This window comes from uncultured Lactobacillus sp. (assembly GCF_947367085.1).
In the GTDB taxonomy this organism is placed as follows: Bacteria; Bacillota; Bacilli; order Lactobacillales; family Lactobacillaceae; genus Lactobacillus.
Window position 1 is genome coordinate 1 of sequence record NZ_CANBCP010000001.1, and the last position, 26,197, is coordinate 26,197.

Here is a 26,197-nt window from a genome sequence, read left to right on the forward strand (position 1 = left end):
CAGATGTGTATAAGAGACAGCATATTTCTTGCAACCAAGAATATGAGCTTTTTAATTTAGCGATAGGTTTTCTCTTGCTTTTTTAATTTTAAGTAGTATCATTTTCATTAATATTCCATAATATTAATACATGATTAATAATGTAAAGGAGTGAGCCTATTGGACGAACATGAACATTACAAACAATGGATGAAGAAAAGAAAATTTACCTTTTGGGTTTTATTTTTGCGCTTGCCATTAGGTCTTGCTATCATTCCTTTGTTTCTAACTAGTATTTCAGCCTTTATTTGTTTAATCGCAGTATGTGCAATTGTTTATTTCTGGGTTGATTTGGGCGAAGATCTTAAGGGAGACGATGTCCTCACTAAGTCGATAACAATCGGTTTAATAATTACTGGCAGCTTGTATCTGATGGCAGCATTAATTATGGCCTACAACAGTGTTTTTTACGCCTGCATCTTCATTGCAATTTCAACCGTAGCCTATGTCTTTTTCAAAATGTATCGGCTATATGCTAATGGGATTAAAAACAAAAAGTTAGTTCCACAGACTGGTATTCTCTTTTTCGCTTCGGGCTTGATTTTGGCTACTACCTTATTTTTCGTTAACCAAATCTTTCTTGGATACTTGGTCGCAGCGGCATTAATCACTTATGGACTAAGTGATACTGTTGTGAAGTTTGTCGTTGAAAAAGACGATACAAATAGAATACTTAAATAAGCACAATAAAGAGGTAATCTGTATCAAGATTGCCTCTTTTACTTTGTCCTTACTTTATCTAATTCTCGTCTCATCAATTCGCTAAGATTAGTGACACCCCCTAACTCCATACTTTCAATTAGCACCCGACATTTATTCAAATGAACCTTATTTTTGTCTTGGTGATAAGCAATGAGCTGAGCATAAAATTCAATATGCAGCTTATACAATAATCCCGTTGCCGAAGACGGAATCGTTTTTGCAAAGTCGATGAAGCTTGTAGCTTCACTGTATTTTTCCTCTTTGACTGCCTCACCCAGCAAATTAGAAATAATGGCAAGAAGCACTGTCTGAACCTCTCTACTTTGTGCAAGGTGGAACTGCTTAATAATTTGTCTGACTATTTCTTGATTGGCATCAAAATCATAGAAAGACATAAAATTTGTGTACAGAGTTAACTTGTATATGTCAAATTCTGGCATCGAAAAAAGTTTTTCTTTAATCTTGAGTCTCACCTCATTATCAAAACTTGCCAGCTCTGTTTTTAATGTTTCTATGAGTCCATCCGCAATTAATATTAATTCTTCCTTCCGGTCATCATTCAAATCAGCCTGCTTTACTTGTTTCTTAAAGCTGGTAAGGTTTTTTTCAATATTTTCTGAATAAAAGGCTTCATCCAATTTATCAAACAACTTATTCATCGTTTGAATTTGAACTTGATTAGGATCTGTTGCAAGCCTTGCAAAAAAGTCAGAAACGGATATCTTATTGTGAGCTAAGATAGCTAGCAAGTCTTCAGCTGTAATGCGATGGATATTTTTTTCAACCTTGGAGTAATAAGAAGGGCTGACAATTCCAGCCGCAAAGTCTTTTTGCCTTTTATTTTGCTTAATTCTGTACTGCTTGAGCAATTCCCCAATCGTCATTTAATCACCTTCAATTTCGAATACGACATTTTTAAAAACAATTTTAATTCCTTGCTAAGATTAAATCAATCTTAAAACAAAAGGAGTTAACCATTATGAACGTATTTCTTAAAAATAGCGGCTACAGACGCTTTTCAATTGCCAGTTTTCTTTCTAGCGCAGGCGACATTCTTTTTTACTTGGCCTTTATGACCTATGCAAGTAAGTTGCACAACTACTCTTTAGCACTTTCATTAATTGCGATTTCTGAATCCGTGCCAAAGCTATTTGAAATTTTTGGTGGCTACCTAGCTGATAAAACTAAGAAAAAATTCAGAAATATTTTCTTAATGGCGCTAGCTCGTTTTATCTTATATGCAATCGTAGGAATTTTATTTGCTAGCCATATTTCAGATTGGACTTTAGTTATTGCCGTAGTAATTATTAATTTGATTTCCGATACATTTGGCTCTTATTCCGGCGGCTTAGTTGCACCCTTAATAGTAGACTTAGTGGGCAAAGATGAATTCGGTGAAGCTACTGGATTTACTAGTGGGATTTCTCAAATTATCAACATTACTGCTCAATTCATCGGCTCGGGTCTTCTTTTATTTATGTCATATTCTAACTTAGCGTTTTTGAACGCTGCTACCTTCTTAGCAGCTGGAGCTCTATACGCTAGTGTCGGTTTAAAGCAAAATAAAACCCGCGATGCACAAGTTGAAAAAGAAGTCGAAGTTAACGATCAAAAATTCTTTGCGACAATGAAGTCTTCATTTTTACAAGTTAAAAAACAAGCCGGATTGCTTACTATTGTGTTAGTGGTAGCACTATTAAACGGAGCCTTGAATTCCATGGAATCTTTAATTTCAATCGTGATGGCAGCTAATAAATCTACTATGATTATTTCTAGCTACAGCTTCACAATCGCAATTATGGGTGTAGTTGTAGCCGCTGGTGCCGCATTAGGCAGTATGTTTGGTCCGCAGGTATTTAAAAAGACTTCTGTTTTTTCAATAATTCTTACTGCAATTATCTTCGCACTCGCAACCACGCTTGCAGCACTTTTTGCCAATATCTATGTCATTTTACCTTGTTACTTCTTACTTGCTATGACTGCCAGCTTAGGCTCGATCAAGTTAACTCAGTGGCTAGTAAACACCGTTGACCAAAAAATCTTAGCTTCTAGCGTTGGATTATTGAATACTATCTTAATGGCAACTGCACCGCTATTAACAACTATTTTGACAACGATCTCAGGTACTACAAATGTTCACTACGCCTTATTTGCTTTATTAGCTGTCGAAGCGCTGGTCCTAGTCACTACAATTAAAATGAGTATTAAAGTAGTTCGCAACAAGAAGGAAAAAGATCCCCACGTAGCTATTACTTAGAAGAATTAAAAGGCATTACCCAAGGTTTAGGTAATGCCTTTTCTTCATAAGCAAAAAAATATCCACTATCCGCAAGAATTTATCTTATAAAGTAAATTTTGATACAATATAGATATAATTTTATTTATGAGGTAAAAACATGAAACCTGAATTAATTGATCGTCCCGACTATTTAAAAAAGTTAACTGATTTTAAAGATACAGAGTTTATTAAAGTTCTTACAGGTGTTAGAAGATCAGGAAAATCTTATTTGTTACTGCTTTATCGCCAATATCTTTTAGATCAAAATATTGATAAGAAGCAGATAATTTATTTATCATTTGAAGATTTTGATAATATCGATCTTTATGAACCAAAAAAACTTTATGCCTATCTTAAGCAACGATTTATTCTAAACAAAAAAATGTATATTTTACTTGATGAAATTCAATATGTAAAAGAATGGCAGAAGATCCTTAATAGCTTACGCTTAAATCAAAATTTAGACTTAACTATAACTGGAAGTAATTCTGATCTTTTGAGTGGAGAATTAGCCACACTTCTTTCTGGACGCTACATTGAAATTAAGGTCTACCCCTTATCATTTAAAGAAATGCTAGCTTTCAATAAGAAAGATTCCCCTTCTGAAAAAGAAATTAACAATCTATATCAAGAGTATGTGCAATACGGTGGTTTCCCCGCAGTCGTATTAGCTAAAGAAGAATTAAAACAAACTATTTTATCTGGCATTTACAACACTATTCTTGTTAATGATGTTGGTTCAAAGAATGGTTTACGTGAGCCTGAACTAGTAACTTTAGTTGCAAAATATTTATCTAGTACTGTTGGACAACTGGTAAATCCCAACAAGATCGTTAATACTCTTAAGTCTGCTCATTTCAACATTTCTTATAATGCTGTTCAACGCTATTTAAAATATTTTGAAGATGCCTATCTTTTTTATAAAGCTGATCGTTATGATATTAGTGGTAGAAAAATACTAGCTTCACAAGGCAAATACTACTTAGTTGACACTGGTTTAAGAACTCAAGCTTTAGGCGAGCGAATTAATGACCGAGGAAGTATTTTAGAAAATATAGTCTACATTGAACTGCTTCGCCGTGGTTATCAAGTTCAAATTGGTAAACTTGCTGATAAAGAAATTGATTTTATTGCTACTAAACCACATGACAAAGAATATATTCAAGTAACTTATACTTTACCTGAAAATTCAACTAGAGAAACTGATAATTTACTTCAAATTCCAAATAATTATAAAAAAATTGTCATTACAGGGCGATATGAAGAAAAGGAAATGATTGCAGGCATCCCTATCATTAATATCAAAGATTGGTTACTCAATTAAAGAGGTGAGAAATTTTATGTTTGAAGTATTTTATTGGTGTCTTGGGCTCTTTTTAGCAAGTCTAGCCATATTTATTTTTGTTTTAACTCATGAACGCCGCTCGATGTGGGCTGGCTTCACCTTAACAACCACCTTGATGTTTCTTGGATTTTTAGCAATAGATACTATTATCATTATCGACACTAAATTTCCCAAGCAGCATCAGCTAATCTCACAGATTGTGCTCTTACTAGCTGTTGGAGTGGCCCTACTGATTTTTGCCTTCGTCATTTTGTTGATTTTGATGTTTCTTTATGATGGCATCAAGATCTTACTTAAAGAAGGCACCAAGTGGACAAACTTCCTCTCGCTAGGGATGGCAGCTGCAATCATTCTCTTGATTTTTGCTTATCCCAGACTTGGTCGCCTTACAGTAACTCCTTGGTTTCGCTTCATTTATCTTTTCTTGTCATTAAGTATCTTTTACCTAATTTTCATCATGGTGATGTACACGCTGACTTCTTGGCTCAATTTAATCAATATTCGCCAAAAGCCGCTCAATTATGTTGTTGTTCTCGGAGCTGGCTTAATAGGCAAAAAAGTGACACCGCTACTTGCTAGCCGCATTAATCGCGGAATTGAAATCTACCGGCGCAATCCTGGATCAAAGCTGATCATGTCTGGTGGTCAAGGTCCTGATGAAGAAATTCCAGAATCTCATGCTATGGCTGCTTATACCGAAAAACGCGGTGTACCAAAATCTGATATCTTGATTGAAGACAAATCCAAAACAACAAATGAAAATCTCAAGTTTTCACACCGATTAATGAAGCCTAACACTAGCTTTTGCTTGGTCACTAATTCTTACCACGTCTATCGCGCCTTAGTATTGGCTAAGCGACAAGGCTTGCAATGCATCGGCTATGGTGCAAAAACCAAGTGGTACTTTACTTTGAATGCATTTATTCGTGAATTTATTGCTTATCTAGTAATTACGAAGAAACTGCAAGCCACGATGATTGCTTCAATTGGAGGTATGACATTACTTTTAGCTGGGATGTATTATTTATCTAGTATTTTGAATTTGTAGAAAAATAAAAAAAGCTAACCACAAAGGTTAGCCACTTCCGGTCGTATCGAGTTACGTTTGGAGTTAGTGAATTGCAGTCACTAGCTCCTTTTCTTTTACAATTATATTATCTTATTTTTGAAAGATCAAGAACCAGCGATGCTCTCTTCATTAATAATTACTATATTAAGCTCTGTAAATTTATAATTTGACTAATAAATAATTAAAATTACTGTTGACTTTTAATTTTTATCACTGTAATATTATGATCAACAAAAAATAATAACGGCTTTGATAAGGAAAGTAAGTTTTACTGAAGTACTACAGAGAGTTTCTGGTTGGTGCGAAGAAACAACGAAGGTTTAGCTGAAAATCACCTTTGAGCAGAAATTACGAATTGAGTAGTTTCAGGGAACGCCCTTTACAGCGTCGACGTATCGCTCTTTTTGAGCCGCACGTGCAACGAGGCTGGGTTTATGTCCGGCGAACATAGGTGGTACAGCGCCCAAAGCGCCCTATTAGATCAAAATAATTGGTCTGGTAGGGCGCTTTTTTCTTTAGTAAGGCTGTTTGATAGAGGAAATCATTATGGGTAAATTTAGTAAGTTAACAGCATCCCTTAAAAAGTTTTTCAAATGGTTATTTGGATTGTTAATAATTAATCTTGCAGGCTTAATACTAATTACACTTTATTCAGCTTATTACAGTTTTGGCACTATGATTTTTGGAGTTCATACTGAAGCCGCCATAAAGGATTTTTGGAATACTGAATTTATTACTGCAATTCCTTTTGTTATTGGTGTGAATTTACTTGCAATTACCACTGCACTCTTTCGAATGTATAAGAACAAGAAGAAAGAAAAGACTTCTTAGTTTGACAACTCATTATAAGCTATATTTCGAAAGATACAATCACTGAATATAGATATATAGATGATAATAATCTTATGAGAATAAAAGAATTATTATGAAAAAAGATATTGAAAGAACACCTATATTACAGTGAAAAATATCGGGATATTCACGATAAGTATCCCAATAAGGAGGGAAGATTGATGACCGTTGGAGATTTACTTAGATATTATCGCGTTAATCAAAATAAAACCTTGAAAGAATTTGCAGGTAACATAATAGATCGTTCTTATTACAGTAAAGTAGAAAAGAATATCCACCAAATCTCAATCAATAATTTGATCGATTTACTTAATTACAACCAAATTAATGCTACAGAATTTATAGGAAAACTAGATCCTAATTATGAAAACTACCAAAGTAAACTTCAGACACAAAGAAAGCTCATGGAAGAAGCATACTATCAAGTGGATAAGGATAAGCTACAAGAAATAAAAATGATGGTTTCAGAAAGTGATTTCTCTGAAAAGGATAAAGAAATGCAAGCTTTAATAGCTTCCGGCTTCATAGAACTTTTAAGTCCTGATAATCCTAATCAAAAACTTAGAGATAAGATTAAAAAGCAAGTTTTTGAAATACCTAATTTCAATAGCACTAAATTCATGCTTTATTGCAATTCGATGCGATTTTATAGTCTTTCTGATAATAAAACAATAGTTAAAAGGCTTATCGAGCAATACAAAGATAATAAGTCTAAATTCATTCAAAAATCGCTTATTTCATCAGTAATAAATATTTTGATTCTTTCCATTGAAGAAAGTAACTTCGACGATATTGATGACTATATTTCCTTTGGAAACAATATTCCTACTAACCCTGATATTTTCTTCTATAAAAATATAATGAAATTCTTTACATGCTTTATTCAATACAAAAATAAAAACGATGAATCTGCACTAAAATATTGCAATCTGATAATTGAAAATATCACCATTGCTGGTATGCCAAAATAGGCTCAAGAACTTTCAGAATTCAAAAAGAAGTACCAATAATGTAATAAAGGGCAAATACGCCCAAATTTATGTATTTCACTCTCTTATAATTTAAACTTAATCTAAATAAAAATTTAACCCAAGCCGTTGCAACTGGAGCTGTTGGTGGTGTAGGAACACTTATTGCTAGCTATGTCACAGGAGGGGCCGCTACTTTTGCAGTAGGTGCAATTAGCTCATCGGTAGGTGTATTAGTTACAAATGGCATTAAGGGTGGAGTTTGGGTAGATTATAATTTCTTCACAGGAACTGTAAATGGATTTGGATGGCAATAATCTTATGAAAAGAAAGCAATTAATTTTATATTTTATTTGTTTAACATTGGTAATTGAACTTTATAATTTTCTAATTGCCCCATATATTTCAAATTGGTTTTTGAATATTATATTAAGTGCAATATGCGGAGGACTAACTACTTTAGTAGTTTATAAATTAAGCAAGTAGGGTTTAATTTAGTAGTAGAGTTTTTTTACTTATATAAAATTTATTTTGCTTTCAATTAACACTGCACTATTTCGAATGTATAAGAACAAGAAGAAAGAAAAAATTCTTAGGTTGATAGCTTATTGCAGGCTATGTTTCGGAAGGACCCTTTTTATCAAAGCTGTTGAGTATAGACTAATCGGAGGAAAATTATTATGAAAAAATTAGTGCTAACCTTTGAAGTAGCATTGGCAATCGTTCCTTTTGTACCACTTCTTTCAGATGTTATTTTTAAAACCAACCTTCATACTTCAATTATGGATGCGACCATGCAGTGGCCAATGTGGATCAAGATTCCGCTTTTACTCATCTGCATTTTATTATATCTGTATTTTTGGTACACCCTTATTAAAGAAAGTAAGAAATTAGCCTATGAAGACTCTAAGACGCCTCACTAATAATTACGACGTAACAATAACTTTTACCTTGCTATCTATCCTAAATCTAACGTCATGGTGGGGAAATTTATCTTATCGTGTGGTTATGGTGTTAATGAATCTAGTTATTGGTGCTAGCATGGAATATTTAGTTAATAGATATTCTTCGACAGAAAAGAAAAATTTATATAAGGGTCTAACAGCCTTAGGACTGCTATTTACAAATATAGTTTGGATTTTAGTCACCCTTCTTAAATAAAGGCGGTGTTAATATGAAATCATTAAAGCAAGAAGTAATGGATTTTGTCATCACCTATCTACTACTATTCGCTTACTTTTTTATGGATATGCGCATGATAAATATGCAAACTTTTATAAGGCCACTGCTATTGAGCATAGTCTTAATTGCAGCTGGACAATTGGTGGGCTATTTTTATAATAAAAGCAAAAAATGATCTCCTCAAAACGCAAAAAGAATCCCAAGCGGGATTCTTTTTTAATACAAATATTCTATTCTTCCATTTCACTCATCATAGCCGCTTCGCGTTTTGCTTCACGCTTACGAAGTAATGGTAAAACAAATCCAAGACCAAACAATACTACAACTGTAATAATGTTCATCCATAGTTGGTGATTGAAGGCTGGTGTACCAAGTTCTACGTTTTGTGGGATAAATCCTAAAGTTGCGCAGACAAAAGTAAAGATCAAGCACCAAAAACCAACTGCCAAAGCACCAGTCTTATTCTTAATGAAGACATAATCTGAGTGGTATTTTTCTTGGTGCATTCTCATTGCTACAAAGGCAAAGAATACCCAACAAGTCTTGTATGGTGAAATAATTCCGTTAACGTTCAACAGCCAGTTATAAATGGTGTTGATGTTAGGTAATGTTCCTGTCAAAAGAAGCAAGAATAAGCTAAGTCCTACAGTAAAAGTGTAACTGTGAATTGGGCGACCATTTTTGTTTTTCTTGGTAAGCCATTTTGGCATGAACTTTTCGCCAACATCCCCAGCAAATACACGACTTGATGCATCGAGCAGCACTGCCAATTGTGCCATCATGAAGATTGCTTGCACAACTGCAAAGATGTACATTAAGACTTTACCCATTCCTAAACTTTCACCCAAAAGCTGGAAGGCGTAGTAAGGACCGTTCATCTTAAAGTCATGCGGAATATGATGTGCGTTAAAGAACATTGCTAAAGCAAGCGTTCCAAAGATAGTCAAAAATCCTGTCATGATTGCCAGCATCCACATTGCCTTAGGAAAATCACGCTTAGGATTCTTCATCTGTTGCACGTATGGTGCAGCTAATTCCGCACCAGACATAGCGAAGATCAAAAGTCCGGTAGTTGAGAAATAATTCAAGCTAAATGAAGGCTTAAATGCGCCCCAATTAAATGGTTGAGTTGCAATGTGGTGTCCATGCATCACTGACCACGCAGCAAGCAATACAAAAAGCATCGACATAATGAACATAGCTCCCCCACCAATTAAAGAAAGGATTTCTAGTGAGTTGCGCAATTTGTTTTCTAACAAAATAAAGATCAGTATGATCACAAATGTCAAAATTCCGAACCAGAAAGTCGACATCTTCTTATCCAAGCTATTGTTTCCGAAAATCATCCAGCTAAACGACACGATAACTGAGTTAGAAACGTCAACAATATAAGGCACACTCTGCACCCAATACATCCACGAAGTCCAATATCCTAAAGTATCATTCGTACTTCTTCTTACCCAAGAAGCGAGTCCTCCATCTTGATTATCAAAGGTCAAACTCATTTGACTACTAATCAATGCGTAAGGAATCACATATGAAAACAGTAAGAAAATCCAAGAAATAACTACCGACAATCCCTGATTTTGGAAGGGATAGAAAATATTTTCAAAACTAATAATCGTTACAAAGTCAATTAAGGCAATGACTGGCCAACTCATATAGTGCTTTTTATTCGGTTCTAAGCTATCTAAGATATCTGGTTTATCCAATTTTATTTCCTCCTAAATTTAATCGCCATTATCTATGCGAAAAAATTTGGAGGTTTCAATACGATAAGCAAAGTATTTAAAACCACTTGTCTATAACCTCAATAAGTAGATATAATTTATGCCGTAACATCCTTATATTTATTTGAGATGAAAAAACATCCGCCAAAAATTATAAGGATTTATGAAGCTTTTGCAAGGCTTTTTTGAAAATAATAGGGAACATAAGGTGAAAAAATGAATTTTCTAAAAATTGCTGTCGACAGCACAATTAAAAATGCGCAATTTTCCGATTGGGACACTGCGCACCTTAATCAAGATATACAGGCAAGTAGCCTAGCCGCGATTGTTGTAGCGAGCGAAAATGGCTTAAAAACTGCTCACGATCTTCAAAAAACTTCTGGTCTTGGCATCCCTATTATTAAAGTTTCACGTGAAACGATTTCTCAAGACGAAAAAGATCAAATTCTGCGCAAAGCTAAAGCTTATACAAATGAAATGGTCCCGGGATTTTTAAGTGATCTAGTGAACTTTGCTCAAGATCGGCCCGTTAGTTTTACAACTCCTGGTCACCATAATGGACTTTATTATGAAAAACACCCTGCTGGTGTTGTCTTCAACCGCTTTTTTGGCGAGAACTTGATGTTTGCTGATACCAGCGACACAGTCGCTGAGCTTGGCGACACGATGACTCACGAAGGAACACCCCTAACTGCTGAACAAAAGGCAGCTGAAACTTACAATGCCGACAAGGTCTACTTTTGTACGAATGGAACAACCAGTGCTAACTCCATCTGTGCTAGTGCGCTTTTAACTGATGGGGACTTAGTTTTATTTGATCGTAACAACCACAAGTCTTTATATAATAGTGCCTTGGTCATGAGCGGAGCTAAACCGGTTTATATTCCGACTGACCGTAATGCTTTAGGATTAATTGGAGAAATGGATCCTGCTGCTTTAGATGAAGAAAATCTACGCCAGCAAATTGCTAAAGTTGATCCTGAAAAAGCTAAGGCTAAGCGGCCGTTTAGATTAGCAATTATCCAATCAGAAACTTACGACGGTTTATTTTACGATGCCAAATGGATGATCGATAAAATAGGCAAGTTATGTGACTACATTTTATTCGATTGTGCTTGGGGCGGCTTTGAACAATTTGTTCCAATTATGAAGCACCTATCTCCTCTGTCGCTTAATTTTGGACCAGATGATCCGGGAATTTTAGTTACTCAATCATTGCACAAACAGCAAGCTGGGATGGGACAAGCCTCCCAAATTTTGAAAAAAGATAGTCACCTCAAAGGCCAAAAACGCTATGTTGACCACAAGCACTTCAATCATGCCTATCTCAAATTCGTAACTTCTAGTTATTCTTACCCACTATATGCCTCTCTGACTGTGAACTCATATTTAACTGCTGGAAGCGGCAATAAAAAATGGTGGGATGAAATCTTACGTTTAGGAATTGAATGGCGCAAGACACTGCTAGCAAAATCTAAGCTCTTTAAACCACTAGTTCCTGATAATTTTGCAAAAATTTCTACTGAAGAACTGGCAACTAATGCTAAATACTGGGAATTTAACCCTACTGACAATTGGCATGGCTTTAACAAAATTGCCAAGGGCGAAGCTATGCTTGATCCACTTAAAATCACCGTCAAAACTCCAGGGATCGATGTTAAAAACTCACGCTATGAAAAAGATGGTATCCCCGGACCAGTCGTTGCTGAATTTTTAATGGAAAAGCGGATTATTCGCGCTAAAGATGATCTGAATTCATTACTATTTTTGCTCACCCCTGGTGACACAAAGAAAGAATTAGACATTTTACTGGATGCCTTTTTAGAATTTGAAAAATTCTATGATGAAGATGCGCCATTAAGCAAAGTTTTGCCTAAATTAAGCAAGGTTTATCCAGAGCGTTATAAAGGTTATACTTTAAGACAGTTATGTGGTGAGATGCACAATTACTACCGTAAAAATAAAACTTTCACCTTGCAAAAAGATTTGTTTGCCAAAACTAACATGCAAGACTATGTCATGACGCCTGAAGCTGCGAATCAATTATTCATGAAAAACGAAAGTGAATTGGTTGATTTAAATGATGCTGCAGGACGAATTGCGGCCGAAGGAGCCCTCCCTTATCCACCTGGGGTCTTTATCGTGGCACCTGGTGAAAAATGGGGTCAGATTGACAAGCAATATTTTGAGGTTTTAGTAGGTGCAATTGAACGCTTCCCAGGCTTTGTGCCAGAGATTCAAGGTGTTTATTGGGACCAAAAGTCAGATGGCAAAATTAAGGTTCAAGCTGAAGTACTGAAGGAAAAATAAGGAGGAAATTATGTCATTTTCATGGAAAGAAGATTTACCAGCGGAATTAAAAGAAAAAGTTGAAAAGGTTGATAAAAAAATTGCTGGACGCTTAAACGAAATCGATGAACAAGTTTTATACAACCAACAACGCGTACTAGAATTATTTAGAAAACACCGTGTCGGTGAAGAAGATTTGGTCCCATCAACTGGTTACGGTTATGACGATATGGGTCGTGATAAGATCGAAGCCATTTATGCGGACTACTTTAAAACCGGTGATGCTTTGGTGCGTCCACAATTTTCTTCAGCAACACAAGCTATTTCAGTTGGCTTATTCAGTATGCTTCGCCCTGGCGATACCCTTTATTATTTAACGGGAATGCCATATGATACTATTCAAGAAGTTATTGGCTTAGCAGGAGACAAGCCTGGCAATATGAAAGAATGGGGCATTAACTTTAAGCACACTGACTTATTAGACAACGGTGAAGTTGATTATGAACAAGCTAAAAAAGACTTGCAAGATAAGTCTATTAAGGTCGTAACCATCCAGCGCTCACTAGGATATGCTGTCCGCGCCAGTTTTACTATGGAAAAGATTAAAAAGATGCTTAAGTTCATCAAGGAAGTTCGTCCTGATGTGAAGATCTTCGTTGATAACTGCTATGGCGAATTTTCTGAAACTGAAGAGCCAACTTTTTATGGTGCAGATATGCTAGCTGGCTCACTTTTCAAAAATGCTGGTGCTGGAATTGTTAAAGGCGGCGCATTCTTAGCTGGTAAAAAAGAATTAATTGAAGGTGCTGGCTCTCGCCTTAACGTACCGGGTGCTGGTAAAGGCGAAGGTGCAACATGGGGATATTTACGTGATATTTACCAAGGATTCTTCATGGCACCTCACACTACCGGAGAAGCAATCAAGGGCATGATTTTTACAGCAGCTTTGTGTGAAGAAATGGGCATGAAAGTTGCGCCTAAATGGGATGATCCAAGAACTGATATCGTTCAAACTGTAACTTTCGGTAAGCCTGATCCAATGGTTAAATTCTGTGCTGCAATTCAGCACTATTCTCCAATGAACTCATTCGTTGACCCAATTCCATACCACCAAGATGGCTACGAAGATGATGTTGTCATGGCTTCAGGTAGTTTTACTGAAGGTTCAACAATTGAGCTTTCTTCTGACGGTCCATTGCGTGATCCATACCGTCTTTATATTCAAGGTGGCCTTTCTTATGCACACGACAAGATTGCCATTACCCACGCTGTAGAAGAAACTTTTTATAAGAAATAAACAGAATTAGTCAAAAAACAAAGGACACGGCATTTTCACTGTGTCCTTATTTTTATTCATTAATTGTAATTACTTTCTTATTTACCTCGATCTTATTCTCTTTTACTAATTCTTTGAGCTTACGGCTAAAAGTCTCCGGGGTAATTCCTAGATAGCTTGCTAAATCTTTCTTTTTTAATTCGAGCTTGACTTGATTGCTGCCCTGCTTTTTAGATAGGTCATCTAGATATGCTAGTATCCTTTGCTTAGCATCCATTGAATTACGACGGACTGTATTTTGCTCGGCTGTTACTAGTTTTTGACCAAAATCATTCAGTAAGCTCAAGGCTAAATCTGGCGTTTGTCTAATCAAATTTTGAAAATCACGTCTAGTCATCGAACATACCCAGGTGTCAGTAGTTGCTTGGACAAAATTTTCGCGAGAATTACTGGAAAATAAGTGTTCTTGGCCTTCTGAATCACCAGTAGTTAAAGTACCTAGAATCGTCTCTTTCCCATCTTCATTCAAGCTATAGACTTTGGCATTTCCCTTATCCATGACTAGCATCCCATCTTTTCCATCCATTGGCTGGCGAATCAAGCTGCCTTTAGGGAAATATTCTTGGTGCGCTGATATCGGGACTAGTTTTTTTCTCAAAGATTCTGGCAAGTCCTTAAAAAGAGCCGCCTTACTTAAACAGGCAAGTGGCGAATGTTTTGGCATTTTTATTCTTCTTTCTTGATTTAAATCAATTTTATTATACTACATCCGCCTATAATTAAAGATATAAACGTTAAAAAATTATTCTTCAGTTTATCGATTTCGATAAAGCTAAAGCGTGACTTAAAAGAAAGGATCTTAACTATGACTAAATACATTGCTCACATCAAGCCACTTAACTCTGAAAAAATCGGCTGCAAGCCTCATGGAACCGCTGAATTTACTGAAAATGGTGACACGCTCCACATCAAAGTTGAAATGTTTGATACTCCAAAAAATATCGAACACTGGGAACACTTCCATGGTTTTGCGGACGGTAAAACTGCTCAAGCTGCAACTATGGCCCAAGATGTTAACCACGATGGCTTTGTCGATTTACCAGAAACTGAACCAGTCTCAGGAACTACGATGGTACCCCTTGACGCCGATCCTGCCAAAATGAATATTCCTAACAACACTTATCCTGTTGCCGACAGCAAAGGATATTATGAATATGAAATCGACGTACCAATGGCAGAATTACAAGCTAACTTTAAAAAGGCATTTGGCTCTAGCGACTTACAATTAGATAAGCGCGTGGTATACGTTCATGGCGTCCCTAAAACCATGGAATTACCTGACAGTGTTAAAGGCTGCGTAATGGATTACGATGCTCACACCACATTACCAATTGCCGCTGGCAATATCGAAAAGCAAAACTAGTTAAAATTGGATACGCAATTGCTTGCTGCTAAAAAATGATCCAACTAGGATCATTTTTTCTTTTCGTCAATGCGATATATAGTCTGAGAAAATTTATATAGATTGGTAACATCCTGTCCAATTCTGGGATAATCTTTTAACAAATCTAAGTTTTTAGATGTCAGTCCAACATATTTTTGAATAGTGATATCTGATATTTGCAATTCTTTTTGCCAATAATTAATCGACTCTTCACTTTTCAAATTTTGCCTTCATGTCAGCTTCATCAGCCCACTCGTCATCTTTAAAATCATCAAAACTACGTTCAATAAGGTCTCTATCATGCTTGATATCACTGGCTTTAAAATTCAAGATTATTTCATGTCTTTTAGAATCAATCTTGTATTCTACTAGCGAGCCCACTTTGCATGAAATCCGATAATTTGTTAGGGTGGATATAGTTACTATATTTTTACAAGCAATTTTAAGGAGTGATTTTTACAGAGACTCTTTTAAGGTCTCTTTTTATGAGTGAGCAAACAAATAATTTAAACGAAGTGAAACCAAAGAAGAATTATAAAAAAGCACCACTGATGCCAATTCATGTTCGAGTGTTAGTAGCTGTAATCCTAGGTCAAATTGCCTGCGGTTTTTCCTTGGGTATTTCTGGGACCGCCTTATCTAATGCGGCAAAGTACTTAAACATCAATGACCTTTGGACAGGTCTTATTGGAGCTGGTTCATTAATTGGACTTGCTGGCAGTATCGTAATTGGCAGAATTTCTGACAAGATTGGTCGTCGAAAATTACTCATGATCAATATGTACATCTTGGGTGTTTTTTCATTATTGCAATTGTTAACCGCCAATTTTGTCCTAATTTTTATCATCAGAGTCATTATTGGGCTGATGATTGCCGTCGACTACACAGTTGGTAATGCCTTGCTTACCGAGTGGCTGCCAGCTGGTGAAGATAGCAAGCGCCAGAGTCATTTATTGATTTATTGGACAATTGGTTTTATTGCATCATATTTAACTGGGACATTTGTCACAGGCTTTGGTTCTTATACTTGGCAAGTTATTTTAGCTACTGGTGCAATTCCTGCATTTATTGCCGCAATTTTCAGGTCAATTTTCCCATTACCTGCTTCTCCAAGCTGGCTCGCTAGCCGAGGTAAAGTTAAGAAAGCAAATAAAGTTATTAAAAAGCACATGGGACGCAAGTGGGGTCTTCCCAAACGTTTAAAAAAGGCGAAACCAGTTAAAGAAGTTACGTGGAAAATTCTCTTTTCTAAAAAATACTTGCGTCGCACTTTAGTTGGCGGATTATTCTATGCCTGCCAAGCCTTCGCTTTCTTTGGCATCAGTATTTTCTTGCCAATCTTACTTCAAGGTATGCATGTAACTGATCAAAAAGTATCCGGAATTATTTACAACGGCGGTATGTTTGTTGGAGTCATCCTTGGAATCTTAATTTTTAACAAGATCAGCCGTCGTGCATTTTTAATCTCCAACTTTTTACTTTCAGGCACATTAATCGGCATTTTAGCTTTCGCTAAAAACATCCCAACCAGCCTGCAGTTAACAATCTTTTGCTTATTCGCAATTATTCTATCATCAGGCTTAGTTTTAGATTACCCATATCCAACCGAATTATTCGATATTAAAGTTCGTGGAACTGGAGTTGGGACTTGTATTACAATCAGTCGAATTGGTGCTGCTGCGGGAACATTCTTACTGCCTGTTTTAACTAATCAGGGTGGTTCAAGTTTATCGATGCTTGTATGTGCAATTGTGCTGCTCGCAAGTTTTATCATCTGCCTACTTTGGGCACCTGAAACTTCACCCCAATTCAAACAAAATAATTGATTCGATTCTACTTTTTCTTAAAATTAAGTTTAGAAAGGATACGGTTGATTCCTATGATAAAAATGATAATTAGCCAAGAAGCAATCGACTTTCTTATAAATCGCGGTTATAACAAACATGAAATACTTTTGATTGTTGATGGCGGTGGTGGCGACTATTCAATTGAAGGTGGGTCATGTAATATCGGAATGGATTATTCATTGATCTCGCTTGATACGATGAAACACGATCCACGCTACTCTGTAAAAATTGAAAATAATGCTAATTTTGAAATTTATACTTCAGACTACGATTTAGCGTTTCTTGGTAATAACTTAATTCTTGATGTTCACGATACTACTTTACGTCTGCGTAACGATTCTGGTATCTTAACTGGAGCCGTTAAAATAGCAAAAGCGAGCTTTTTAGCAGAACGCGCTAAAGAAGGAATTACTGATCAAAAAAATTGTTAATAAATAACTTTTACTCTCAAATATAATTTTGAGAGTTTTTATTTGCTTTAAATATATCCTAAAAGCATGTTTCGCAATCTTTTTATTCTTAATATTCTTATATCCTACTATAAAAATAGTGCTATACACTTACCTATTCACCTCTCACCTAGTGATTTTTTCTAAAAAATGTTATATCATTAGAATCAATAATTTAGAAAAGGACATATTTGCTATATGATGCTAATTGTATTTTAGTCTCAAGGGACTAATCTACTTTCCCTTGAGAAAACCAACTTTAAATTCTATTTTCTTAAGGAGAAAAATAAAAAATTGAATAATACTGACGAAATCGAATTTTCACGTGTACGCAAACTTGTAGCCCGCTATGCCGTTTCACCAGAAGCTAAGGAACAAATTTTAGCTCAGCCACTTACAACTAACTTAGTTAAGGCAAATGCTTTATTAGATGAAACTGAAGAAATGGTCTGGATTTTAGAGCATGGTCTACACATTCCTTTTATTAATTCAGATGCTTTCACGCCAATCATAAATAAGGTAAACAAGGGATATATCTTAAATCCCGGAGAACTAGAACAAGCTGCAGACTTTATCAGAGTTAGCCGCTTATTAGTGCGCTTTTTTGATAAGCAAAGAAATAATACTCCAATTATTGCTAGCTATGGTGATACGTTAATTATTCTAGATAAATTAGAAGAAATAATTTATCTAGATATTGAACGTGGACAAGTTTCAGACCGGGCTGATAAGGAGCTGGCTAAACTACGCCAAAGAAATAACAAATTAAATACGACTATCAAAGAGACCTTACAGAAATACCTGCAGACAAAAAAATATCAATCAATGTTGCAAGATTTTCAGATTATTCAAAAAGATAATCATTATACTCTGCCTATTAAGGCAAGTTTTAAGCATACTTTTGGTGGGAATATTATTGATCAATCTAATAATGGATCCACCGTCTTCATTGAGCCAACTAAGATAATTCATCTTACTCAAGAAAAAAATGCAGTCGAAAATCAGATTTACTTGATTGAATCTCAAATTTTGGGAAATTTAACAGCAAAAATCTATGATGAGCTAGATCATTTTAAAGCCAATCTTAATGTAATCGTTGATCTTGATTGTATCTTAGCCCGTGCAAAATATTCGCAGGCTATTGGTGGCAAACGACCAATTTTAAATGAGCAAAATGAGCTTCAATTGCACGCAATGAAGCATCCCTTATTAACTAATCCCGTTCCTCTATCTCTTAAATTAGATGCAACTAAACATGGCTTAATTATCACTGGGCCAAACGCAGGTGGTAAAACTGTTACACTTAAAACGGTTGGTTTGGCCACCTCAATGAGTGAATTTGGTCTCTTCTTACCTAGTACCGATACTTGTTCAATTCCACTCATGACAAAAATCTATACTTCAATTGGGGATCATCAAGACTTAGATAACTCACTTTCAACATTTTCTGCTGAAATGAAAAAGATGGCAGACATTGTTCAAAAAGCAACTAAAAATAGTCTAATTTTGTTAGATGAACTCGGTAGTGGAACTGATCCAAATGAAGGTGCAGCACTCGCTATTGCTCTTTTACAAACCCTCCAACTGAAAGGTTGCCTAGTCTTAGCAACCACCCACTATAGTGCCATAAAAGATTATTCAACTAAAAATCCTGCTTTTATTACAGCAGCAATGGATTTTGACTTAGAAACTCTACATCCCACATATAAACTACTTTTAAATCAAGTGGGAGCTAGTCGTGCTCTCTGGATTGCAGAAAAAAGTGGGATGCCAGAAGATGTACTGTCGGAAGCCAAAGATTTCTTAAATACTGGTGTCTTTCCTCTAAAGCAAGCTAATATTGAATTTAAAAACAAACAGAAAAAAGTTAAGTCTCTACCATCTTTTAAAAAAGGTGATCGAATCAAAGTGCCAAAATATCACCAAGAAGTTCTCTTCTACGAGAACTCTGACATAGCTAATCAGATTGTGATTTTCGTTAATAAGACTTTTGAAACTGTACCCTTAAAAGGAGCAAAATTAGTTCGAAAAGCTGAAGAACTTTATCCTAAAGGCTATAATCTCGATTTATTATTTATTCAAGATTGGCAAGAATATAAATTAAACAAGGATTTAGATCGCGGTTCTAAAAAGGCCTGGAAGAAGTTGAAAAAGTAGCCAAGTAATTATATTTACGGAAGCTATATAAAAAGCCCTCAAACTTAATTTAACGCCTCAATCTTGAGACTTTTTCTTTTATGGTTCATAATATTCCTAATTATTCGTTAAGGAGATAAATTATGACTCAAGAAGCACTCTTAATTATTGATTACACCAATGACTTTGTAGATGATCACGGCAGTCTAACTTGCGGAAAACCAGCTCAAGAAATAGAAGATGAGATCGTGAATTTGGCAGATAATTTCCTAAAAGAAAATAAATGGGTGATAATTCCAACCGATTTACATTTCCCGGGAAATAAATTCCATCCAGAAACCAAATTATTCCCACCACATAACTTGCCTAATACTTGGGGTCGCAAGTTATATGGAAAACTCCAGACTTGGTATGATAAAAATAAAGATAATGATCACGTCATCTTTATGGACAAGACTCGTTATTCTGCTTTTGCAGGTACTAACTTAGATATAATTTTACGCGAACGTAAAGTCGATACACTTCATTTAACTGGTGTCTGCACCGATATTTGTGTACTGCATACAGCAATGGATGCTTATAATCGCTGCTATAATTTGGTAATTCACAAGGACGGCGTTGCTAGTTTTGACAAAAATGGACATAACTGGGCGCTGAATCATTTTAAAACCTGTCTAGGTGCAACTATACTTTAGATATCAAAAAATAAGCCTACTAGCTTTATTTTGCTAACAGGCTTATTTATCTGCTTAGTTTAAGATCATTTTCTCATCTGAATATTTTTTAGGATCCATTAAATCCCACTGCTGCCATTTAACTTCTTGGCTGACAAAGCCTAATTTGCGATATAGGCTCTTAGCCTTCTCATTTTCTACAAATACATCTAGAGTAACTGGGCGCTCCAGATTAAGGAGTGCTTTTTTAGCAAGTGCAAAGCCGATTCCGTTGCCTTGAAAGTCGGGGTGCACATAAATGTACGTCAATTCGTGTGGATGAACTGCGACAAAACCAACAGTTTGTTCAATTACCTTCGCAACCCATATCGTGCAACTCCAAAAATCATCTTTATATATTGCTTTTTCTAAAGGCTTAAAGTATTTTTGCGCCCCACCTATTTCAAGCTCTTGTTTACGTGCAAGATCATGAATTTGACATACATCATCATAGTCGCAAGATAATCTTTAATATTAATTTTTAACATAAATTGCTCGCTTTCTATATTTGAATTGATTTTAGAAAGCTACTAAACGTAATCTCATTCTTATCTCCTTTTAATAATTTATTAAATTATTCTATCATATAAAAAATAAGCCTGTCGAGCTTTTGAGTTCAACAGACTTATTATATATTTAAATTATCCGTCTAATTCTACACCTTGCAGTTTTTTAATTGCATCATAAACTTGTCCGCGGCGATTTTGATCGACGGCTAAAACTAGTAAATCTCCAGCCGCAATCACGGTATCACCATGCGGAATAATATCTTGGCTGCCGCGATGAATCACCTTAATCAAAGTATCATCCGGCCATTTAATATCTTCAACTTTTTCGTCGACTAATTTACTACTTTCATACACCGGGATCGAAATCTGATCTTCTTCGCCGCACAAGCCCTTTTCACTAGGAGCAGGCTCCATAGCTGCAGCCAATGAATCATAAATTGGACGTCCACCAAGTAATTGATCGACTAATAGTGCGATAAAAGCGACCACTGCTAATGGCATCAAGTGAAGCAGCGATCCAACCATTTCGGTAATCAAAATAATTGCCGTAAAGGGTGCGCGAATAATTGCGGCAAAATAACCTGCCATCGAAAAGATAATCAAGTTAATGACTAACTTTTGTGGCAGTAACCCTAATTGCACCATGAATAAGCCATAAGTTGCGCCAATTAAAGCTCCCATTGTTAAGATTGGCAAGAAAATACCACTAGGCAGACCTGAGTCGTAAGAAACAATTGAAAAAGCAATTCTAATTACGTAAAAAACTGCTAGCATCCCCACCAAATTCCAGCTGCTATAAGCAATTGATTTTGGTAGCGACAAAATCAACCGATTGCCTGGTCCGGTAATTAAGGGTAAGTAATACATAATCGGGACCAAAATCACCAATGGAATTAATCCATGTAGCCAGCGTGGAATAAAAGTAATCTTGGCATAAACCTTTTTAAAATTAAATAATCCCCACTTATACAAATGACCAAGAAAACCTAAAATCAATCCTAAAACTATCAAATGCCAATATAGCGGTATTGGGAAAGAATTATTATATTCTAGTGCTAAAGCTGGTTTTTGACCAAATAAATTCGAAACAATAAAATTCGAAGCAATTGCCCCAACTAGTGCATTCATCCAAACGCGTGGTGAAAAGTTGTGAAAAATTTCTTCTAAGACAAACAATGCCCCACTCAGTGGTGCCCCAAAAGCTGCAGATAAACCACTTGCAGCTCCTGTAGCAAGTAAGACTCTGGAGTTGGTTTTTGTTTGCTTAAAACCTTGACCTACTCCTTGTCCAATTGTCGAACCTAATTGCAGCGATGGTCCTTCTGGTCCTAAGAAAAGGCCCGTACCAATTACCATAATACCGCCAATCAACTTCCGCCACAGAATTGGCCACCATTTTAAAGTTAGCTTTCCTTGCATCTGCAGTTTAACTTCTGGAATACCTGAACCGCCTACATGCGAATATTGCTTTACAAAATAGCCTGCAATTATCCCCGTTAAAGCTAGGCCAATTACAATTGCAATAAACCAGATCGGATTTTGGTGAGATTTTTTAAATAAATCTAGCCAAAAGGCTTCCATTTTGCCAATTCCAAACCTAAAAAAGCCAACTACTACACCTGCAATTATTCCCACGCATAATGCTTGCAGCATTAACTTGAGATTGCTTTTTTCCTCGTATCTCATACTTTCCCACTTTCTTATCGATATAAGTACTATTCTAACGCAAAAAGCCACTACTTTCGTAGTGACTTTATAGTTTCACGTGTAACAATTTTATTTTTCTTCGTACCATTCAGTATGAAAAGTACCTGGACGGTCGTTTCTTTGGTAAGTATGAGCACCAAAGTAATCACGTTGACCTTGAATAATATTTTGAGGTAAACGTGGGTTGAAAATAGATTCCAAGTAATTCAAAGCAGCACTCAAAGTTGGAGTTGGTACACCAGCTTCAGCAGCAACTTGGACGATTTCTTTCAAAGCATCCATATTTGCGTTCATTACCTTAACAAAAAATGGTGCCTTAAATAAGTTCTTCAAATCAGGATCAGAATTGTAGGCAAACTTAATATCATGAAGCATTTGAGAGCGAATGATACAGCCAGCTTCCCAGTTTTGAGCAATAGTTGCGTAGTGAAGCTTCCAATTATATGCATTAGCAGCCATAGTCATTTGTTCAAATCCTTGAGCATATGAAACAGCCATTGCTAAGTATAATGCCTTACCTAATTTATCAACCAAATCACTTGGAGCTTTAGCTGGATCCATCTTTGGAGTTGCGCCATCTCTAAACGTAGCCTTTGACATAAAACGAGCAAGAACAGCTTCGGCAATTACAGTAATTGGTGCACCCAACTTGATGGCGTCTTCTAACATCCAATTCCCAGTACCTTTATATGAAGCTTCATTCAAAATATGGTCAATGATATGATCATTAGTTAAATCGTCTTTTTGCTTAAGAACTTTAGAAGTAATTTCAATTAAGTAAGCTTGAAGTGCTCCTTGGTCCCAGTTAGCAAAAATTTCACTCATTTCATCATTTGAGTAATTTCCAGCAGTACACAAGACGTCATAAACTTCTGCAATGATTTGCATAATGCCGTATTCAATACCATTGTGGACCATCTTGACGTAGTGACCACTACCTTCTGGCCCGATATAACCAACACATGGTTGACCAGTTGGAGTCTTTGCAGCGATAGCTTCCAAAATAGGCGCAACTTCTTCATATGCTTTTTCATCACCACCTGGCATTAAAGCAGGTCCATTTAAAGCGCCCTCTTCACCACCAGATACTCCCATACCAAAGAAGTGAATACCATGTTTTGCCATTTCATGTGCACGACGGTTAGTATCGTGGAAGTTTGAATTTCCTCCATCAATTAAGATGTCGCCCTTATCAAGTAATGGAAGTAACTTTTGTAAAGTCTCATCAACTGGCTTACCAGCCATAATTTGAATCAAAATCTTACGAGGTTTTTCCAAGGAATTTACGAATTCTTCCCAAGTATAAGTTGGCTTTAAATTTTTATCTTCGTATTTAGCTAAGGCATCAACTTCTGGTTTATCAATAGAAAATCCAGATACAGAGAAGCCATGATTTTTAACATTTAATGCAAGGTTTTTACCCATAACTGAAAGGCCAATAACCCCAAATTGTTGCATAAATAGTGCCTCCATTTAATTATTTTATTCATTCAACTACTAGTATACTTTTTTTACTAACTTTTCGCACAGCTTTGCTTACTTTTAATAAAAAAAGAAATGTTTCTCGTCAACTCGGAAACATTTCTCTCACAGGCGTATCTATTCTTCTATAGTATGACTAAATTAATGTCTTGATGCACCAGAAGAAGTATCAGTTTCTACAACTTCTTCCGCACTTGAATCTTCATGTTGTGAAGCCCCACTTGCGGCATCTGCTTCAACACCATATTTTTCTGCAAAGTAGCTAAATGGCTTCAAAGCCTCAGCTTGGTATTTTTCAACAAAGGCTGGATCATCTAATTGGTTCAATTCAGTTGAGTATGGCATTTCGTGGGTGTACTTGATATCGATAAGCATTGGGCCATCCATCTTCTTGAATTCCTTAACTGCTTCTTCGAATTCTCTCTTAGTACGTACTACAACACCCTTGACATTCATACCTTCAGCAACTTTTGCCCAGTTGTTATCAGGGATAATAACACCTGACAATGGTTGGTGAGATTCATCTTCTTGTTCTGCTTGGATATAACCTAAAGTTTCATTAGTAAATACCACATTCAAAACATGCATATTGTAGCGAGCCATAGTCAACAATTCTTGGCTCATCATAGCAAAGCCACCATCACCAGCTAAGTTCCAAACTTCACGGTCTGGATATACAGTTGCTGCAGAAAGAGCTGCAGGAGCACCATAGCCCATAGTTGCGTGAAGACCGGAAGTAGTCCACTTTTGATCATCGTGTAAGTTAAGCAAACGACATTGATCTACGTTAACGTTACCTACATCAATGGCAAAGATTGCGTCATCATCAGCTTCTTTGTTAATTACATCAAAGATTGGTTCTGGACGAACTGGCATTTCATCAGAATCTCTAAAGCTTGAGTGCCATGCATCCCAATTTTCACGATCTGCTAAAGCAGCCTTATAAAGTGGAGTTTCTGACTTTTCTTCCCCTGCATCAATTAATGCACGTAAACTCTTCTTAGAATCAGCAAGCATTGATACATCAACTGAGTGACGCTTACCAAACTTACCTTCATCCACATCAATTTGAATAACTTTAGCATCCTTAGTGAACCATAATGATGAAAATGGTGAGTTATTACCAACCCAAACAACTAAGTCTGCGTAACCTTGAATTTCATTAGCTGCCTTTGGCCCAATACGACCAATAGTACCCATGTATGCTGGGAATGCATCTTCTACAACACCTTTACCTAAGTAAGATGAAAGAAGTGGCATCTTGTATTTATCAGAAAATTCCTTTAATTCTTCGCCAGCATCCTTAGCACCGTTACCAAAGTAAACAACAGGATTCTTAGCTTCGTTAATTAACTTAATAGCTTCTTCAACAGAAGTCTTAGTTGGTGCTGGGTAGTTAGCTTCTGGATGTGCATCCTTGTTAACACGGAAGTTATCTTCAATCTTTTGCCAGCCATAGTCCTTAGGAATAATTAAAACTGCAGGACCTTTTCTTGCATAAGCTTGACGAATTGCTTCATCAGTTAAAACTGGGATCAAATCTGCAGTCTTAGCTGAAGCACACCAAACACTAGCATCTAAGAACCACTTATCTTCATCAAATGCTTGGAAGAAATCAATATCTTGACGACTAGTAGGAACGTTAGCAACGATTGCTACCATTGGAGTCTTATCGTATTTTGCATCATATAAACCGTTGAATAAGTGAGCAGCACCAGGACCTGCTGAACCAAAACATACACCCACTTTACCAGTTAATTTATATTCAGCTGAAGCAGCCAATGCGCCAGCTTCTTCGTGACGAACTTCAATGAACTTCATCTTATCTCTAAAGTCGTAAATAGCGTTCATACTTGAATCGAATGAACCACCTGGGAAACCATAAATGTGGTCAATACCCCAATCATATAGAACTTTTAGCATTGCATCTGAGCCATTAATTTTTGCCATAATATATACGCATCTCCTTAAATTCTATTTCTGTACATTTAAATTAAACCACACTTGTGCAATCTTTGAAAGTGTTTTCATTACCTACTATATAAGGGACACCGCAATTATCAAAATAATTATTTCACAAAGTTATTTAAAATCACACTATAAGTTCTCTCCTATGCGGTTTTTTTGTGTGATTAATTGATCATAATTTGTTTTTAGCCCTAAATTTTGTAACATTTTTG

The 26,197-nt window shown here is 36.1% G+C and carries 24 protein-coding genes and 1 other annotated feature; of the genes, 15 read left to right on the forward strand and 9 right to left on the reverse strand.

Going from position 1 to position 26,197, the window contains the following annotated elements:
- Positions 1-159 precede the first annotated feature (159 nt).
- Positions 160-720, forward strand: coding sequence for a hypothetical protein (locus Q0Y70_RS00005; protein WP_297814934.1), 561 nt, complete (start codon positions 160-162; stop codon positions 718-720).
- 38 nt (positions 721-758) lie between these two features.
- Here the strand turns inward: Q0Y70_RS00005 and Q0Y70_RS00010 are convergent, their stop codons facing one another.
- The gene (locus Q0Y70_RS00010; protein ID WP_297814937.1) at positions 759-1,625 is read right to left on the reverse strand and encodes a helix-turn-helix domain-containing protein; all 867 of its coding nucleotides are present in this window, start codon (positions 1,623-1,625) and stop codon (positions 759-761) included.
- Positions 1,626-1,720: 95 nt separating this feature from the next.
- Between Q0Y70_RS00010 and Q0Y70_RS00015 the strand changes: the two genes are divergently transcribed.
- The 7 genes from Q0Y70_RS00015 (at position 1,721) to Q0Y70_RS00045 (ending at position 8,414) form a co-directional block, all read left to right on the forward strand.
- On the forward strand, positions 1,721-2,998 hold the full coding sequence (locus Q0Y70_RS00015; protein ID WP_297814940.1) for an MFS transporter: 1,278 nt from the start codon (positions 1,721-1,723) through the stop codon (positions 2,996-2,998).
- A gap of 139 nt (positions 2,999-3,137) precedes the next feature.
- Entirely contained in the window at positions 3,138-4,343 is a 1,206-nt protein-coding gene (locus tag Q0Y70_RS00020) for an ATP-binding protein (protein ID WP_297814943.1), read from the forward strand.
- A gap of 16 nt (positions 4,344-4,359) precedes the next feature.
- A complete protein-coding gene (locus Q0Y70_RS00025) occupies positions 4,360-5,412 on the forward strand; it encodes a YdcF family protein (protein ID WP_297814946.1) in 1,053 nt (350 codons plus the stop codon).
- Positions 5,413-5,673: 261 nt separating this feature from the next.
- Positions 5,674-5,912: a binding site (T-box leader), on the forward strand.
- A 67-nt stretch (positions 5,913-5,979) separates the two neighbouring features.
- The gene (locus Q0Y70_RS00030) at positions 5,980-6,264 is read left to right on the forward strand and encodes a hypothetical protein (protein WP_297814949.1); all 285 of its coding nucleotides are present in this window, start codon (positions 5,980-5,982) and stop codon (positions 6,262-6,264) included.
- 182 nt (positions 6,265-6,446) lie between these two features.
- Positions 6,447-7,256 (forward strand): helix-turn-helix domain-containing protein, encoded by an 810-nt coding sequence (locus Q0Y70_RS00035; protein ID WP_297814952.1) that lies wholly within the window; start codon positions 6,447-6,449, stop codon positions 7,254-7,256.
- Positions 7,257-7,933: 677 nt separating this feature from the next.
- Positions 7,934-8,176 carry a ubiquitin gene (locus tag Q0Y70_RS00040; protein WP_297814955.1) on the forward strand — a complete coding sequence of 81 codons (243 nt, stop codon included), beginning with the start codon at positions 7,934-7,936 and terminating at the stop codon, positions 8,174-8,176.
- Positions 8,151-8,414: a hypothetical protein gene (locus Q0Y70_RS00045; RefSeq protein WP_297814958.1), complete on the forward strand. Its 264-nt coding sequence runs from the start codon at positions 8,151-8,153 to the stop codon at positions 8,412-8,414. The genes Q0Y70_RS00040 and Q0Y70_RS00045 overlap by 26 nt, the downstream gene beginning before the upstream one ends.
- A gap of 251 nt (positions 8,415-8,665) precedes the next feature.
- Here the strand turns inward: Q0Y70_RS00045 and Q0Y70_RS00050 are convergent, their stop codons facing one another.
- Positions 8,666-10,147, reverse strand: coding sequence for an APC family permease (locus Q0Y70_RS00050; RefSeq protein ID WP_297814960.1), 1,482 nt, complete (start codon positions 10,145-10,147; stop codon positions 8,666-8,668).
- A gap of 234 nt (positions 10,148-10,381) precedes the next feature.
- Between Q0Y70_RS00050 and Q0Y70_RS00055 the strand changes: the two genes are divergently transcribed.
- Together Q0Y70_RS00055 and Q0Y70_RS00060 are read left to right on the forward strand one after the other, a co-directional pair.
- A complete protein-coding gene (locus Q0Y70_RS00055) occupies positions 10,382-12,475 on the forward strand; it encodes a putative ornithine decarboxylase (protein ID WP_297814963.1) in 2,094 nt (697 codons plus the stop codon).
- A 10-nt stretch (positions 12,476-12,485) separates the two neighbouring features.
- Complete coding sequence (locus Q0Y70_RS00060; protein ID WP_297814966.1) at positions 12,486-13,751, forward strand: methionine gamma-lyase family protein; 1,266 nt, start codon at positions 12,486-12,488, stop codon at positions 13,749-13,751.
- A gap of 52 nt (positions 13,752-13,803) precedes the next feature.
- Here Q0Y70_RS00060 and Q0Y70_RS00065 read toward each other — a convergent pair whose 3' ends face one another.
- Complete coding sequence (locus Q0Y70_RS00065; RefSeq protein WP_297814969.1) at positions 13,804-14,454, reverse strand: Crp/Fnr family transcriptional regulator; 651 nt, start codon at positions 14,452-14,454, stop codon at positions 13,804-13,806.
- A gap of 141 nt (positions 14,455-14,595) precedes the next feature.
- Between Q0Y70_RS00065 and Q0Y70_RS00070 the strand changes: the two genes are divergently transcribed.
- Positions 14,596-15,153, forward strand: a complete 558-nt coding sequence (locus Q0Y70_RS00070) for a hypothetical protein (RefSeq protein WP_297814972.1) — start codon at positions 14,596-14,598, stop codon at positions 15,151-15,153.
- 50 nt (positions 15,154-15,203) lie between these two features.
- Here the strand turns inward: Q0Y70_RS00070 and Q0Y70_RS00075 are convergent, their stop codons facing one another.
- Positions 15,204-15,395 carry a hypothetical protein gene (locus tag Q0Y70_RS00075; RefSeq protein ID WP_297814975.1) on the reverse strand — a complete coding sequence of 64 codons (192 nt, stop codon included), beginning with the start codon at positions 15,393-15,395 and terminating at the stop codon, positions 15,204-15,206.
- On the reverse strand, positions 15,385-15,555 hold the full coding sequence (locus tag Q0Y70_RS00080) for a hypothetical protein (RefSeq protein WP_297814978.1): 171 nt from the start codon (positions 15,553-15,555) through the stop codon (positions 15,385-15,387). Before Q0Y70_RS00080 ends, Q0Y70_RS00075 begins: the two co-directional genes overlap by 11 nt.
- Before the next feature lie 104 nt (positions 15,556-15,659).
- Between Q0Y70_RS00080 and Q0Y70_RS00085 the strand changes: the two genes are divergently transcribed.
- From Q0Y70_RS00085 to Q0Y70_RS00100, 4 genes are all read left to right on the forward strand, one after another.
- Entirely contained in the window at positions 15,660-17,000 is a 1,341-nt protein-coding gene (locus tag Q0Y70_RS00085) for an MFS transporter (RefSeq protein ID WP_297814981.1), read from the forward strand.
- A gap of 53 nt (positions 17,001-17,053) precedes the next feature.
- Positions 17,054-17,452, forward strand: coding sequence for an iron-sulfur cluster biosynthesis family protein (locus Q0Y70_RS00090; RefSeq protein ID WP_297814984.1), 399 nt, complete (start codon positions 17,054-17,056; stop codon positions 17,450-17,452).
- A gap of 312 nt (positions 17,453-17,764) precedes the next feature.
- Positions 17,765-19,627, forward strand: coding sequence for an endonuclease MutS2 (locus Q0Y70_RS00095; protein ID WP_297814987.1), 1,863 nt, complete (start codon positions 17,765-17,767; stop codon positions 19,625-19,627).
- 122 nt (positions 19,628-19,749) lie between these two features.
- Positions 19,750-20,301, forward strand: coding sequence for a cysteine hydrolase family protein (locus tag Q0Y70_RS00100; RefSeq protein ID WP_297814989.1), 552 nt, complete (start codon positions 19,750-19,752; stop codon positions 20,299-20,301).
- Positions 20,302-20,355: 54 nt separating this feature from the next.
- Here Q0Y70_RS00100 and Q0Y70_RS00105 read toward each other — a convergent pair whose 3' ends face one another.
- The 4 genes from Q0Y70_RS00105 to spxB all read right to left on the reverse strand — a co-directional run bounded on the left by Q0Y70_RS00105 (position 20,356) and on the right by spxB (position 25,967).
- A complete protein-coding gene (locus tag Q0Y70_RS00105) occupies positions 20,356-20,754 on the reverse strand; it encodes a GNAT family N-acetyltransferase (RefSeq protein ID WP_367270325.1) in 399 nt (132 codons plus the stop codon).
- Positions 20,755-20,960: 206 nt separating this feature from the next.
- Positions 20,961-22,514: a ClC family H(+)/Cl(-) exchange transporter gene (locus tag Q0Y70_RS00110; protein WP_297814992.1), complete on the reverse strand. Its 1,554-nt coding sequence runs from the start codon at positions 22,512-22,514 to the stop codon at positions 20,961-20,963.
- 90 nt (positions 22,515-22,604) lie between these two features.
- Positions 22,605-23,993 carry an NADP-dependent phosphogluconate dehydrogenase gene (gene gndA / locus Q0Y70_RS00115; protein ID WP_297814995.1) on the reverse strand — a complete coding sequence of 463 codons (1,389 nt, stop codon included), beginning with the start codon at positions 23,991-23,993 and terminating at the stop codon, positions 22,605-22,607.
- Between the two features lie 165 nt (positions 23,994-24,158).
- On the reverse strand, positions 24,159-25,967 hold the full coding sequence (gene spxB, locus Q0Y70_RS00120) for a pyruvate oxidase (RefSeq protein WP_297814998.1): 1,809 nt from the start codon (positions 25,965-25,967) through the stop codon (positions 24,159-24,161).
- Between the last annotated feature and the right edge of the window lie 230 nt (positions 25,968-26,197).